11 protein-coding genes, 2 tRNA genes and 1 pseudogene are annotated in these 14,017 nt (G+C 42.3%); 6 read left to right on the top strand and 8 right to left on the bottom strand.

The genetic code is table 11. From position 1 onward, the window contains the following. Window positions 1–133 precede the first annotated feature (133 nt). The 4 genes from V7K42_RS06820 to V7K42_RS06805 form a co-directional block, all read right to left on the bottom strand. A tRNA-Met gene (locus V7K42_RS06820) sits at window positions 134–207 on the bottom strand. A 225-nt stretch (window positions 208–432) separates the two neighbouring features. Continuing rightward, window positions 433–2,763 (bottom strand): peptidoglycan DD-metalloendopeptidase family protein, encoded by a 2,331-nt coding sequence (locus V7K42_RS06815; RefSeq protein WP_334914708.1) that lies wholly within the window; start codon window positions 2,761–2,763, stop codon window positions 433–435. Window positions 2,764–3,554: 791 nt separating this feature from the next. Continuing rightward, complete coding sequence (locus V7K42_RS06810) at window positions 3,555–4,016, bottom strand: tRNA (cytidine(34)-2'-O)-methyltransferase (RefSeq protein ID WP_334914706.1); 462 nt, start codon at window positions 4,014–4,016, stop codon at window positions 3,555–3,557. 360 nt (window positions 4,017–4,376) lie between these two features. Continuing rightward, on the bottom strand, window positions 4,377–4,796 hold the full coding sequence (locus V7K42_RS06805) for a fasciclin domain-containing protein (protein WP_334914704.1): 420 nt from the start codon (window positions 4,794–4,796) through the stop codon (window positions 4,377–4,379). Window positions 4,797–4,954: 158 nt separating this feature from the next. Here V7K42_RS06805 and V7K42_RS06800 point away from each other — a divergent pair, with 158 nt between their 5' ends. The 4 genes from V7K42_RS06800 (at window position 4,955) to V7K42_RS06785 (ending at window position 6,449) form a co-directional block, all read left to right on the top strand. Continuing rightward, window positions 4,955–5,191 (top strand): DNA-directed RNA polymerase subunit omega, encoded by a 237-nt coding sequence (locus V7K42_RS06800; protein ID WP_073645038.1) that lies wholly within the window; start codon window positions 4,955–4,957, stop codon window positions 5,189–5,191. A gap of 180 nt (window positions 5,192–5,371) precedes the next feature. Continuing rightward, on the top strand, window positions 5,372–5,917 hold the full coding sequence (locus V7K42_RS06795) for a hypothetical protein (RefSeq protein ID WP_334914714.1): 546 nt from the start codon (window positions 5,372–5,374) through the stop codon (window positions 5,915–5,917). A 42-nt stretch (window positions 5,918–5,959) separates the two neighbouring features. Continuing rightward, the gene (locus tag V7K42_RS06790; protein WP_334914702.1) at window positions 5,960–6,325 is read left to right on the top strand and encodes a DUF1818 family protein; all 366 of its coding nucleotides are present in this window, start codon (window positions 5,960–5,962) and stop codon (window positions 6,323–6,325) included. Between the two features lie 50 nt (window positions 6,326–6,375). After that, a tRNA-Pro gene (locus V7K42_RS06785) sits at window positions 6,376–6,449 on the top strand. A gap of 195 nt (window positions 6,450–6,644) precedes the next feature. Here V7K42_RS06785 and V7K42_RS06780 read toward each other — a convergent pair. Continuing rightward, a complete protein-coding gene (locus V7K42_RS06780) occupies window positions 6,645–7,154 on the bottom strand; it encodes a HugZ family pyridoxamine 5'-phosphate oxidase (RefSeq protein ID WP_334914700.1) in 510 nt (169 codons plus the stop codon). A gap of 273 nt (window positions 7,155–7,427) precedes the next feature. Here V7K42_RS06780 and V7K42_RS06775 point away from each other — a divergent pair, with 273 nt between their 5' ends. Next, entirely contained in the window at window positions 7,428–8,912 is a 1,485-nt protein-coding gene (locus V7K42_RS06775) for a CIA30 family protein (RefSeq protein ID WP_334914698.1), read from the top strand. 396 nt (window positions 8,913–9,308) lie between these two features. On the opposite strand, the gene V7K42_RS06770 is transcribed toward V7K42_RS06775, so the two are convergent. From V7K42_RS06770 to V7K42_RS06760, 3 genes are all read right to left on the bottom strand, one after another. Next, on the bottom strand, window positions 9,309–10,121 hold the full coding sequence (locus V7K42_RS06770; protein ID WP_334914696.1) for an alpha/beta fold hydrolase: 813 nt from the start codon (window positions 10,119–10,121) through the stop codon (window positions 9,309–9,311). A gap of 49 nt (window positions 10,122–10,170) precedes the next feature. Continuing rightward, window positions 10,171–11,478 (bottom strand): Nramp family divalent metal transporter, encoded by a 1,308-nt coding sequence (locus V7K42_RS06765; RefSeq protein ID WP_334914694.1) that lies wholly within the window; start codon window positions 11,476–11,478, stop codon window positions 10,171–10,173. Between the two features lie 493 nt (window positions 11,479–11,971). Then, window positions 11,972–13,654, bottom strand: a complete 1,683-nt coding sequence (locus tag V7K42_RS06760; protein WP_334914692.1) for a SulP family inorganic anion transporter — start codon at window positions 13,652–13,654, stop codon at window positions 11,972–11,974. 167 nt (window positions 13,655–13,821) lie between these two features. On the opposite strand from V7K42_RS06760, the pseudogene V7K42_RS28900 reads away from it, so the two are divergent. After that, a pseudogene (locus tag V7K42_RS28900) lies at window positions 13,822–13,995 on the top strand (ABC transporter); the annotation flags it as partial. Between the last annotated feature and the right edge of the window lie 22 nt (window positions 13,996–14,017).

Genomic DNA, 14,017 nt, shown 5'->3' with positions numbered 1-14,017 from the left:
CCCGATCTTCAACGAGGGTCTGACCAGTTTTTTTTCCACAATTCTCTGAAAGCCTCTTGACAAAAGATTTACTGCCTTAACTTGTCACCAATGACTAGAAACTGAAGCTGTTATATTATTGTTATTCTTAAAGTGGCTCAGGTCGGAGTTGAACCAACGACCCCAGGCTTATGAGTCCCGTGCTCTAACCAACTGAGCTACTGAGCCATATTTCCTAAAACTATTCTCTACTATAGCATATAAATTTGCTTAACAATACCCAATGTTGCAATTTTCTTACAGCTTTCATCTCTATTGAGGTCATATAAAGCAAAAGAGGGAGTTTACCGGACTCAGTTCTGAGCCTTTAGTGCTGAGTAAAGTAGAAAGTACTCAGCACTGTATAATCTCCCTCAACTAACAAGGCAACGATTAGTTACAGACAGTCAAAAATTACACGCGATTTGATGGTAAGAAGGCTATTGGGTTAACAGCACCCTTACCTGCTGGATGGATTTCAAAGTGGCTGTGTGGCCCAGTGCTATGACCAGTAGTGCCCATTAAAGCAATTGTTTCTCCTTGATGCACCTGTTGACCAGGTTGCACCAGAATTTTACTGTTATGAGCATAGCGAGTCGTGCTGCCATCAGGATGGCGGATTTCAACAAGGTTGCCGTAGCCACCGTTGTTCCAGCCAGCTTTTTCAATAGTCCCCTCAGCTGAAGCAACTACTGGCGTACCAGTAGAGTTAGCAACATCAATTCCCTTGTGCGGTCTTCCCCAGCGCATACCAAAGCCAGAAGTTAGGGTACCTTTTGCTGGCCAAATGTAAGCTAAGGTGGAAGTAGATGGAGGAGGTGTCAGTTCGTCAATGGGTCTTGGCAAATATTGATCCACTGCTGCCAAAGGTGGTATTACCTGTGGAGAAACTGTCCTTCCCCGCATCATTCCTAATAATTCAGAGGCATTTGCTCTTCCAGAAGGCGTTGCAACTCTTGTGGCAGATTGAGTGCCAGAGGGAGTCCACTTACTAGCAGAACCGAGATTAGGCAAGAACTCTGGGTTTACTGGTTCGGTAGAACGGACAGCAGTACTAAATTGGGGTTTAACTGGCTGAACGCTATAGTTAGACCTAATTGGTGTAGGAACTGGAATTGGTATTGCTACACTATTCGGTCGAACTGCAAAATTGGGTACTGTGAAATTATTGGGGGTAGAAATAGGAGTGAGCATTGCAGCATTCTTAGTTTCGCTAGCTACTGGGACAACTAAGTTACCAGACTGTTGGGCGCGATATTTCTGCTGTAATCTCTGAATTTCCGCTTGCAAGCCCTGCAAACGATCGCTATTATTTCCCCTTGCGACCCTATTTGCTGGTATTTTAGGCTGTTGCATTTGGGCAAAAGCTGTTGGCACTGGATCTTCACCACCCACACCATAAGACCTAGTAGTGGTAGGGGCTACTTCTAAGTCTGTGGCACTATTTGCCTGAACCGGATTATTCGCAATTACCGATGTCGGGACGGCAATGCTGCTGTTGTCGGCAATAGATGGTAATTGTGAAGTCGATGGTAAATAGGAGTTAGCATTACCAATGTTTACAGGGGAGGTGTTTACAGGGGAGGTAGCTACCTTTGGAGTTTTCTTGGACTCTACAAAAGTAGGTTTACTCGCTACTGTAGGTTTACTTGCTACAGTTGCCTCAACTTGAACAGCAGGAATAATTAGTTGTTGACTAATTCGCAGTTCATTGGGGTTATTGAGGTTATTTGCCTTAACTATTTCTGATACTGAAGTATTGTATTTGCTGGCGATCGCTGCTAGTGTATCTCCAGGCTTAACTTCATAAGATGTTCGAGCCGAGGACGCAATAACTGTTGGTGTAACTGGTACTGGTACAATCGCACTAGTCTGTGTCTTCTGTTTTAACTTCGATATCAAGTTCGCTTTGCTTGCATCGCCAGAAGCGTCGGACTGGGCTAATACAGTTTTTTCAACTACAGTCGTCGGTTGCGCCAAAGCAGTATCAACTGGTGATGAGTTTGCAATTTCCCCTGACTGCAACTGTGCCAGACTGTTTTTTAACCGATTAGATTTTTCTTGTAAGCGATTCAGTGCAAACTCTTGTTGCGCTTTAAGTTGTGCATTTATTTCACTGTTGACGGCACCAGATGTTGCCACTGTTTGTGACTGGGCATTCAGTGATATATTTGTACTAGCAACACCATTGGCACTAGAGTCAGACAGATTATTGACTGTTGGGAAACTAGTCTCGGCTAATGTGTTGTTCAATCCCTGTGCCAGTTGCGGCTTTAGGTTGGTGGAATTTTTATAACTGGCTGTTGCTGGGGATAATGTTTCTGATGCAGGAAGCTGCAAAGACATTTTATTTGTAGCGACTTGCCATTTAGCTTCAAGCCCAGGCACTTGTGAGACTGCCGTTGGTTCCACAATAACGGGATTTTCCGGCACGCTCGCTGATGAGACTGCATGGGATTCCAGCTTTGTGGAGGCAAATTTCACCTCAGTGTCAGGAACAGCAGAAATGGCTGAGGTTGCCTTTTGGCTGCCTACTGGCACCGCTGCTTGGGCTTGATCGCTTTGTCGAGTCACCAAAAGGCTGGTTGCTCCCATAGAGATTGCCAAGCCAATCATGGCAGCTTTTGTCCGCACCCGGCGGTTAACTTTTGGATTCATCACATTTAGCACTTCTACCGGGGCATCATCGCTGCTGGGGTTATTGTTCAACACAGCTTTTACTCTCTTTTTTAATGCTCGTTTCAAAGACGACCTCCTACGATCACTAGCGCTTAATTGACCTCGATTTTTCAGTTGGATCTTAGTCAATGATTTAGATCGCAACGAATGATAGATCGAGATCGCATTCACCAGAGATGCTTACGCAAGATTAACCTGCTTCTCTGATTTAGACAAGTTTACATGTATTAGCAAAACTTAAAGTTTGCTGTGTTTACTTGTCCGAACCACTCCTAACACCACTTAGGACGTTTTACTCTTCACCATTATCCGCGTTTGTCTTGCGTCAATCGCGGGGACTAGACAAATTATTTGCCAAGTCTATAGTCGCTGCCGAGATGAAATTGCTGCGACTTCTGGAAAAATCATGTCCCCTGCTGTAGATATCTTCAAGATATTTCTACCCAATCAGTCTTCTCAACACGAGACTTTACGTTGATTATTCCCTAAAAAACAACCGTATTAACTATCAGCTACTTTTAGGCTGCTTTCTGGCGTTCATCAAGCTCAGATAGTTTAAGTGCATTACCTCACTGGATTGTAGCGCTTTTACTCCTCATTGAAGATGCTTCAAATTCATCAAAATCTATCATTCAAATTTGGCATTATCTCAAGTTTTATATATAAATTTCTTATAATAACCTTGCTCCCTTTGTAAGTATCTTCCACTACATTTTGCGAATAAACCTATTTTTCGGTATATTCTTTTACATATTTTACTGGAATCAAGAAAGTTTTTGCTGTCACAATTCCCTCGCCTAATATAGATGTTTTTGGATATTATAAGTAAATATACTTATAATCATGAAGGTAAAAAACTATTGTAGATAGCCTAACTGACGACGGGTTTCAAATAAGCCAATTGCTACACTTACTGACAGATTTAAGCTGCGAACCCCTGGTTGACTCATGGGAATATACAGAGTAGCATCGCAATCTGACAAAATTGTTGGTGGTAAGCCCGTAGTTTCACTACCAAAGAGTAGCCAATCATCGGCTTGAAATTGAAAGTTTACATAATTAAAATTTCCACCAACGGTATAACCTAACCATCTGCCTCCCCGCTCTTGATGTACGATTTGAAAGGCTTCTAGGGATTCGTGATAGTGCAGTTTGACATAAGGCCAGTAATCCAAACCGGCTCTTTTGAGGTAGCGATCGCTAATTTCAAACCCCAATGGCCCTACCAAATGCAACTCCGTACCTGTCGCGGCACAAGTACGGGCAATATTACCTGTATTAGGAGGAATTTGTGGGTTAACTAAAACTACCTGGGGCATTGTCCGTATAATCTACGTATTGTATAAAAAGATTTATTGTCAATGTTAAATCTACCAAAGGGTAGAGGCTATTCATAGGTTTTGTTAATAATAATCAAGCATCTTCCATCGATTAAATTTTTAAAACAATAGCATAAATCCTCCCAAAGCAATGCCTGAGAGGATATTTGGCTAAAATCAGTAAATATTAAGTTTTGTGTAGATAAAGTTAAGTGCTTGTGTCTTTTGGGGCTAGTGTCTCCAAGAAAATCTATCGTTGGTCTAAAGACATGAAATGCTCACAGTACTAAGCAAGAAGCAGAAAGGATGGAAATAAAAAGGGGAAAGACTTACTGCAACTTCTCACCTACTCCCCTGTCCTTACCTCCCTGCTACCATTGCAGGCATCAACACTGCATCAATAATATGGATCGCGCCATTGTCTGTCAGAATGTCTGTTTTGAGGATATTGGCGCTATTTACTTTAATTTTGCCGTCGGCAGATTCAATCGCTACAATTGACCCCTCTAGCGTCTCTGCCTCATTAATCTCTAGCAAATCATCAGACCGAACATCACCACTAACGATATGATACGCCACAATTTTCTGGAGCTTGGGGATATCTTTTAGTAGCGAATCTAAAGTTCCTTGTGGCAGATTGGCAAAGGCTTCGTCAGTTGGTGCAAATAGTGTGAAAGAACCAGGACTCTTGAGAATTTCTATAAGATTTGCAGCTGTAGCAGCCTTCACCAGGGTATTGAAGTTTCCCGCGTTGATAGCAGTTTGCACAAGGTCAGCCATAAGGATATGTGACTTTAGTCAGGAGTACATAAGTAACTTATAAATTGACTAGAAGGTTTTTAGCCTCTATCAACAGAGAGGTTGCTGGCGATTAAATACACGGCAACAGATTTCTCAGTACTGCTACACTGGTGAATGACCCCAAGAACCACTGAATTATGCTAAAGCGTTCTAAGTTCGAGACAACTCAGTCTCAGATTATGCATCGTGCTGAGGATCTGATTAGTGCAGCCTCAAATCGTTACCGCATTACGGTTCAGGTGGCAAATCGTGCTAAACGTCGGCGTTATGAAGATTTTGAAAATAACGAAGATGCGATGATGAAGCCAGTTCTAAGAGCAATTATCGAAATGTCTGATGAATTGACTCAGCCAGAGATTATTGGCGAATTATAAAAACAGTAATGGGTTGAGAGTGCTGTTAGCGTTAGCGGGGTGTTTAGCCCATGCTGAGGAAAAATACAGTGTGATAGCACTCTCATTTCAAGATATCGTTCTATGAGCAAGAAAAAAATTCTACCTAGATTAATTCTCTCAAAACTTGTAACTCAGCAATCACCGCTACTACTTGCCTTAATGGTAGTGAGTGTAACTGTTTTGGGTTCAGGGGTGGGTAAATCACTACATCGAAATTTATTTAGTATCCAACCTGCTTATGCTCAGAGAATCACTCCTAGCGATGTTTGGCAGCTAGTTTATCAGCAATTGCCAGATTTACCACGGGAAAACAAGTATATCAGCAAAGAAAATGGGAAAGTTGCTGAAACTAACACCCTAGTAAATCGCCTGATTAGATATCACGTTTATACCAAAGGGCGTGCGCCAATTTATCGCTTAGATTGGAAGCTGACTTTAGCTGATTACCTGGGTGCGAATGAAATTATGTATGATAATACCTATCCAGGCAATGATTCACTACAGAAAAATCCCATTGATGGCGATAAAGCTGTGATCGCACGTCTTACTCGCAGTCAGCGAGATGCCCTAGTACAAGTCTTAGTAAATATATTTAACCCCACTTCCCAAAATACCCTATCCCCCAGTCCTGACACCATAGCTACTCCTAGTAAATCAACTACTCCACAGTCACCCCAACGAGGAGGTGCTGAACTACTGAGATAGTGCGAAAGTTAGGAATTGTGAGTTGTGAACTCCTAACTAATTATGGAACGCGTTATCAAAACCGGATCTGGCTGGCGTATTGGCTGGAATCCCGATGCACCTGAATTTAAAGGTTTAGTCGGTACAGATAATTGGGCGATTGAGTTAACTGAAGCCGAGTTGAATGATTTTTGCCGTCTACTAGCACAGTTAGCAGACACCATGAAGCAACTTGCAACTGAATTAATGGAAGAGGAAAAAATTGCTTGTGAAGCCGAAAGCGATTTGTTATGGATGGAAGTGGAAGGCTATCCTGATGATTACAGTCTGCGCTTCATCTTGAATACAGGGCGATGTGTAGAGGGTAAATGGGATGCTTCTGCTGTTCCAGATTTACTGCAAGCTACTGAAATGCTTAAAGTTTTTTAAATTTGCCTCTTGATTATCCTAGAGCTTTGCTATATGATTGTAATTCTGACCGGGGCGTAGCGCAGCTTGGTAGCGCGCCACTTTGGGGTAGTGGAGGTCGTGGGTTCGAATCCCGCCGCTCCGATTGATGATAAGCCATGCCTGCTAGTCTTTTCAAAAGATTGGCAGGTTTTTCAATAGCTTTCTATCCGAAAAACTCAACCGAATACCAATTACGTACCACACAGAATATAACCATTTATTACTTAATTTTTGGGGTTGTTTTTGTGTTCTTTACACCCCCTGAACGCTTACCAAAATTACAGACATAATTCATAATTTATCCCTGCTTTTTGTCAGCATCTCCTGCGATCTGAACAAGTTGCTGGAGGTTATCACCACTGATGTGATACGCTCCCCCAAAACCAACTACAAAACGACCTTCACTAGGAGTTAGTTGGAAAATCCGAAAGTCAGACAAGCCACGCAAAACCTCGATAATTTGACCAAACCGCCCTTGAAATTGCTCAACTATTTGATTCCACTTGTCAGTTTCACGTTCTATCAAAGTTGCGGTACAATCAAAACTCAAACGACGACGGGCAAAAATGAGATTACTCTTGGCTTCATCCTCGATAAACAAGACACTAACATGAGGATTAGCATAGAGATTTTTAGTATGAGTTGAAAGACCACTAACATAAATGTAGATATTCTTGGAATCATCCATTACTAAAGGAGCATAACTAGCATTGGGTATTGCCTGGGCGCTAACGGTGCTAATGATTACACTCTCAAATTCTTCAGGAAACTTTTCGTACTCAGCTTGAATGTCTTCAAGTTGGCTCATAAGTAAACTACCGTTTGATTGGGAACACCTAATTAAGTATCCTACGTGATTGAGCGATATTTACGATGGGCTATGACGCTCAAATACTCGCTATCGGTATTATATGGAATACCAAATTATTTGGCTTGATTGTAGCTAGTCTCCCTCATTGGAGGGAATAGCTTACAGGTATCTCCTTTCCATTGTCCTCTAAATAAAGCAAAATTCTGAGTACCGGAGGATTTGGAGAAACAGACATTGGGCTAGACTTAAGAAAGTTATGAGGACGCAAATATGACTGACAAAAATCGTTCTCAATGGGATTTAGGCAGGTTTATCGAAACCCTGACTTACTTTGAGGTAATTCCTTTCCTTAACTGGGTACAGCAGTTAATCCAAGGTCGTCCGAAGGATAATCAAGATAGACCCAATGGAGGGAAAAACATGGGTGTAATACTAGTAGCAGGTGCAACAGGTGGTGTAGGTAAACGAGTCGTGCAGCGATCGCTCCAACAGGGTTATAAAGTTCGCGCCTTAGTTCGAGACATTGACAAAGCGCGGTCAATTCTTGGTAATGATATAGACTTAGTTGTTGCGGATATCACACAACCAGAAACCTTAACTTCTTTAGTAATGGCTGATACCCAAGCTGTTGTTTGTTGTACAGCAGTGCGTGTACAACCAGTTGAGGGAGACACAGCAGATAGAGCAAAATATTATCAAGGTGTTAAATTTTACCAGCCTGAAATTGTTGGCGACACCCCAGAAAATGTAGAATATCAAGGTGTTAAAAACTTAGTCCAAGCGGCTACAAAATATTTACCTCAAGCAAACGAAAAACTAATATTTGATTTCACAAAGCCATCAGCAGAATTAAAAGACAACTGGGGGGCGCTGGATGATGTTGTCATGGGTGGTGTGAGTGCTAGTAATATCCAATTAGTAGAAAATACAGCTTTATTTGCTGGTAATGTCTCCACTGCTAACTCTGGCGGATTTGCTTCTGTCAGAACTAAGAATTTTGATCCACCCTTCAACTTATCTAGTCATGAAGGTGTGAAATTGCGCGTTAAAGGTGACGGTCAGCGTTATAAAATCTTTTTACGGACAGATACAACATGGGATGGCATAGGCTACAGCTATTCTTTTGACACTGTAGCTAATACCTGGATAGATGTTCACATTCCCTTTGCAGATTTAATTCCCGTTTTTCGGGCAAAAGTTGTCAAAGATGCGCCGCCAATTGAGCAGAGTAGAATTTGTTCGTTCCAACTGATGTTGAGCAAATTTGAATATGATGGGGCTTTGAATCCTAAATTTTCTCCCGGTGGTTTTACTTTGCAAGTGGAATCAATTAAAGCTTACGGCGGGACAACTTTACCACAATTTATTTTAGTCAGTTCAGCAGGCGTGACTCGTCCCGGTCGCCCTGGGATTAATTTAGATGAAGAACCGCCAGCAGTGAAATTAAATGACCAATTGGGAGGAATTTTAACCTGGAAGTTGAAGGGAGAAGATAGTTTAAGAGAAAGTGGAATTCCTTATATGATTATTAGACCTTGTGCTTTAACTGAGGAATCAGGTGGTAAGGAATTAATATTCGAGCAAGGCGATAATTTTAAAGGCAAAATCAGCCGTGAAGATGTGGCAGAACTTTGCGTGCAAGCGCTAAAAATAGCGACAGCTTCTAATGTTACTTTTGAGGTAAAACAGGGAGAGAATAGTGTGAACTCTATCGATTGGCAGAGGCTATTTTCTAACTTAGAACAAGATAAATAAATTAGGACTAGTATTTCATTTCTGAAAAGATACGTAGGGGAGCCAGTCGTGTAAGCGGGTTTCCCGAATTGAGATCCTTCTCCTGATAAAGACGCTACGCGAAGGTAGCGGTAGCGACTGTGCGTAGCGTCACTGGCGTTGTGTTAGCGACAGCGTAACGCGCCATCATCAACCCGGATTTCTCACCACATTTCTCAAAACCTTGTGCAGGGGAGTAGGGGAGTAGGGGAGCAGGGGAGCAGGGGAGCAGAGGAGCAGAGGAGAGTTCAAATACCAAGTTCTTTCCCCTCCGCCCTTGAAGCTTGTGAGAAATGCGGGATCAAGGGCTTGGTGCGTTACGCTGTCGCTAATACACCCGACAATATCTAATTTTGTTCAAAAATCAAATATGATTGTCTATATAGTGTAAGCTGGCTTCAATTTCCGCAGGAAGTTAAGCATGGCTGAAATCACAGTATCGGGTGACTCAACTAAGAAGCCATGACCACCACTGTCGAGGACTACAAGTTCAGCGTTGGGAATCCCTTGGACAAGTTGCTGAGAAAACTTTAGGGGGGTAAGAATGTCTTGTTTCCCAACTAGAACTAGGGTAGGACAATGAATTTCTTGAAGGCGGTCTGTTGTGTCAAAGTCAAGTATAGCTCGACTATGATGATGGAGTGAATGAGTCGCTGGTGGGAAAGGATATCTGATTGCAAATTCGATTAGACCTTCAATCATCCCAGGAATCGCGTAGAAGGTATCTGTAAATATCCAGGGTAATATGACTTTTTCATAAAGTTTCAAGTCTACATGACCGCAGAGATCGCCCCAAGTCTCAATGATGCTGTTAAATAATCGATCGCCCTTTGCCAAGGATGAAAGTAGCATCAGACTTTGTACCTTTTCAGGATGTGCTAACACTAATTCTTGCGCTATCTGACCACCCATTGAATGACCTGCTAGATGCACCTTATCGATCGCAAGATGGTCAAGCAATGCTGCAACATCATTAGCCATCTGTTTCAGACTATAGGGGGTTTCGGGAGCAGAACTTTGCCCCATACCTCGGTTGTCTAAGCGAATCACTTGATATTGTGAAACCAGTGATGGCATGAGCAGTGACCAATAGGCACGATCGCAAAGGAAGCCAGCTATTAAGAGCAAAGGCTCACCTGTTCCCTTAATATCGTAAAACAAATCAATCCCGTTAATCTGAATCTTTGGCATAGTCAATAATTCTGCTGAACCCGATCTGAAGCAGGGATGAACAAGGCTTTCATCCCAAAATACTTTGTAATAGCAACCAAATATTTAAACCAACGATAATAATAGCAACTAACCAAGCTAAAGATTTTAACCATAAGGGATTCACAAACTCACCCATCAAGCGGCGATTACTCGTAAACATCACCAATGGAATCACTGCAAATGGTAACTGTAAGCTGAGGATAACTTGACTGAAAACTATCAGGCTACTTGTACTATGTTCGCCAAAAATAATGATGGTAATTATCGCTGGAATGATGGCAAGCAAACGGGTTATTAAACGGCGTAACCAAGATGGAAAGCGAAATTGTAAAAAGCCTTCCATAACAATTTGTCCTGCCAGGGTTGCAGTCAGCGTTGAACTTTGTCCAGAAGCAAGTAAGGCAATACCAAAAATAGCACTGGCAAAACTAACTCCTAACACTGGCGAAAGTAATTTATAAGCATCTTGAATTTCTGCTACATTCTGATTACCAGAAAAATGAAATGTTGCAGCAGACACAATTAAAATTGCTGAGTTAATAAATAGTGCTAAGGACAAAGCAAAAGTTGAATCAATTGTGCCAAACTTAATTGCTTCCCACCTTTTTTCAGTATTAGGTTGCCAATCACGGGTTTGCACAATTGAGGAGTGTAAATATAAGTTGTGAGGCATCACTGTTGCCCCTAAAATACCGATAGCAATATAGAGCATTTCGGGATTTTGTAAAATCTCTTTTTTGGGTAGATATCCCAATAAAATACCCCCCAGATCGGGACGAGAAAAGAGAATTTCTGCTGTAAAGCAGATGCCTACTGTTGCTACTAGCATTATTACCAGAGCTTCTGTATAGCGAAAGCCTTTATGTTGCAGAAATAACAATACTAGAACATCCAGGGCTGTGATGCAAACACCCCATATCAAAGGGATACCAAATAAAAGTTGTAAGGCGATCGCACTTCCTAGTAGTTCTGCTAAGTCACAAGCTGCGATCGCAATCTCACACAGTACCCACAAACAAAAGCTTACCCTTGGACTGAAATAGTCCCGACAAGCCTGTGCCAAATCTCGCCCCGTAGCAACTCCCAAACGTACACATAATGATTGGAGTAATATTGCCATCAGGTTCGACAACAAGATCACTGTTAATAGTGTGTACCCAAACTTTGACCCCCCAGTAATGTCTGTTGCCCAATTTCCAGGATCGATGTATCCCACTGAAACCAAATACCCTGGCCCTGTATAAGCCATCATCTTGCGCCAAAAGCTGCTGCTGTTAGGGACTCTAATACTGCGGTGAACCTCTGGTAAGCTAGGTTTGTTTTCTGGGGGAGCCATTTATTTTGCCGTCAATCTTCTCATATTCTTTTCATAATCTCATAAAATATAGAATAAACATCAACCTTTAGGCGAGTATGGATCGATGACTTGGAATTTACCACCAAGTCGCCTTCTCTACGAGACACTACGCGAACGGTAGCGTCTGGTTGGTATAACCTCTCGTAGAGAAGAGAAAAATTTGTCGAGTGTGCATCAGTCCTATAAACGATCGATTCAGTCCACTTGAGTGGAATGCAAGCTATAGCAATCTGATTTGATTTCTGAATCACTCGTAGAGGTAAGGGACTGGGGATTGGGGAACTCGGGCCCCCCTCTGGGGATTAGGGGCGATGGGGACTGGGAAGAAGGAATAAAGGTGTACTGAGTTTTGTTCAAAAATCAAATATGAGTCCTATATCAGCCCCAAACTGAAGTTCTGGGCGAGATGTCAGTCAGCGTGAATCTGACAAAAATGTGAGCAGAGGATTTTTTGACTAATGGCAAAATTTTCTCAGTCATTTAATTCCATCAATTCTTTAGTTTTCAAATCAGCCGCCATCGGTTGAGAACATCCTTCAATCTGAGGAGAGATAGAGCAAATCGCATCTGTTGTTGTTTCAAAACAATTTGATAACCCAATTGTTTTTAACAATCCTGAACGTTTTAGTAATTGTTTGACTTCGGGTTGTAAACCTGTGAGAATTAAGCGGCAATCGTGCCGTTCCAAGTCGTGGTAAATATCCTCTAAGGCTACTAACCCAGTTGTGTCCATATTTGGCACGAACCGCAACCGGAGAATTAAATACTTTACTTCCGGTTGATGGCGGACAAAGGTAGCAAACCGTTCAGCAGCACCAAAAAATACGGGGCCATCTACCCGATAAACGGCAATTTCCTTACCTAATTCTAGAGGAGTACCAGGGGGAAATACTTCAGTTTCAGGTATTTTGACTAGGCTTAAATCGCTCATCTGTTTGATGAATAAGGCTCCGGCTGCAATCAATCCCACCTCCACAGCCAGAACTAAGTCAAACAAGATTGTTACTAGCCAGGTGAGAATCATCACACCAAAGTCGGAGTAGGTAGCACGCATTAATAAACCAATGGCTTTCCACTCAATCATCCGCACGCTAACGACCATTAGAATACCAGCAAGTGCAGCTAAAGGAATCTGTGCTGCTAGGGGTGCTAAAGTTAAAACAATAATGGCTAAAGCAACGCCGTGAATTACCCCAGATAGTCGGGTTTTCGCGCCAGAACGGACATTGATAACAGTCCGAGCGATCGCACCTGTTGCGGGGATGCCACCAAAAAATGGCACAATGATATTTGCCAATCCTTGACCAATTAATTCGCGATCGCTATTGTGTTTTTCACTCACCGTCATCCCATCAGCCACTACCGCCGACAGCAACGATTCAATACTGCCCAGTGCTGCTAAAGCCAAAGCTGGATTAATCAGTTCCCGAATTAACCTAAAATTATTCCAGTGGGGAATACCTTGGGGCATTGGTAAAGATTGCGGAATACTGCCAATTGTGGGTACATCCAGATGGAAATAAGAAGCGATCGCTGTTGCCAAGACCAACCCCATTAAAGAACCTGGTATTGTGGTATTGATTCTAGGCCATAAAACCGTGGTTGCAATCACCACCATTGCCAACCCAACAGCAGCCCAGTTTAGAGCTTCTACATGACTTACAGTTTGCCAAACTTCTGGCAAAAAATGTTCGCTACGCGGTAGTTTTAAGCCAAAGAAATTATTTAACTGACCACAAAATATAATCACGGCAATACCATTGGTAAAGCCTGCTGTCACTGGATAGGGAATAAACTTCACTAGCTGTCCAAGTTTGGCAACCCCCAAGGCAACCTGAATAATCCCAGCCATTACCCCAGCAATCCAAACTTTCTCAATGCCATACTTGGCGACAATTCCCACCAAAATCACAGCCATTGCACCTGTTGGGCCTGTAATCTGTACTGAGGAACCACCAAAAATTGCCGCTACAATTCCTGCTACAATAGCCGTGTAAAGCCCAGCTTTTGGTTCTACTCCACTTGCCACTGCAAAAGCTAAAGCTAAAGGCAAGGCTACTACTGCTGCTGTCAGTCCTCCCGTCAAATCACCACGCAGTCCACTAAATAAACGATCCAGACGCTGTGGTTCTTGGAGGATATCAGATATTGCCATATTCCATTTCAACTCTCATAGACAATTTGTTAATAGACAGATAGATGTCATAATCCGGGAAATTAAGCATAATGCCCGGAACCTCAAAGAGCCTGGAGGGAAAAGCTCCTTTATTATAGACATCTCCGAAAAAAGTCAAAATTATATTGTTATTAACTTGTAGCGGGCGATCGCGCGAACAGATTACAGTAGATAGAACTATAATTTTCTACCATCCGCAATACTGATTGCATTTATGTCATAGAACATGGGAAATTAGTAGAGTCGGGAACCCATGAGCAATTGCCGGATAAATCGCGGATTTATTTTAGTCTCTGGCGGTACAATCGGGTTTTAGATAAGTTTCGCGCCTTATTTCTGTCT

This window comes from Nostoc sp., from assembly GCF_036917455.1.
Taxonomy (GTDB): domain Bacteria; phylum Cyanobacteriota; class Cyanobacteriia; order Cyanobacteriales; family Nostocaceae; genus Nostoc.
This window is presented reverse-complemented; position numbering and strand designations above follow the sequence as displayed.

Coding starts and splice junctions, on each gene's coding strand:
- V7K42_RS06805 (WP_334914704.1), bottom strand. CDS start 4,796: ATGGCTGACCTTGTGCAAACTGCTATCAACGCGGGAAACTTCAATACC.
- V7K42_RS06775 (WP_334914698.1), top strand. CDS start 7,428: ATGACTGACAAAAATCGTTCTCAATGGGATTTAGGCAGGTTTATCGAA.
- V7K42_RS06810 (WP_334914706.1), bottom strand. CDS start 4,016: ATGCCCCAGGTAGTTTTAGTTAACCCACAAATTCCTCCTAATACAGGT.
- V7K42_RS06765 (WP_334914694.1), bottom strand. CDS start 11,478: ATGGCTCCCCCAGAAAACAAACCTAGCTTACCAGAGGTTCACCGCAGT.
- V7K42_RS06770 (WP_334914696.1), bottom strand. CDS start 10,121: ATGCCAAAGATTCAGATTAACGGGATTGATTTGTTTTACGATATTAAG.
- V7K42_RS06780 (WP_334914700.1), bottom strand. CDS start 7,154: ATGAGCCAACTTGAAGACATTCAAGCTGAGTACGAAAAGTTTCCTGAA.
- V7K42_RS06800 (WP_073645038.1), top strand. CDS start 4,955: ATGCTAAAGCGTTCTAAGTTCGAGACAACTCAGTCTCAGATTATGCAT.
- V7K42_RS06790 (WP_334914702.1), top strand. CDS start 5,960: ATGGAACGCGTTATCAAAACCGGATCTGGCTGGCGTATTGGCTGGAAT.
- V7K42_RS06795 (WP_334914714.1), top strand. CDS start 5,372: ATGGTAGTGAGTGTAACTGTTTTGGGTTCAGGGGTGGGTAAATCACTA.
- V7K42_RS06760 (WP_334914692.1), bottom strand. CDS start 13,654: ATGGCAATATCTGATATCCTCCAAGAACCACAGCGTCTGGATCGTTTA.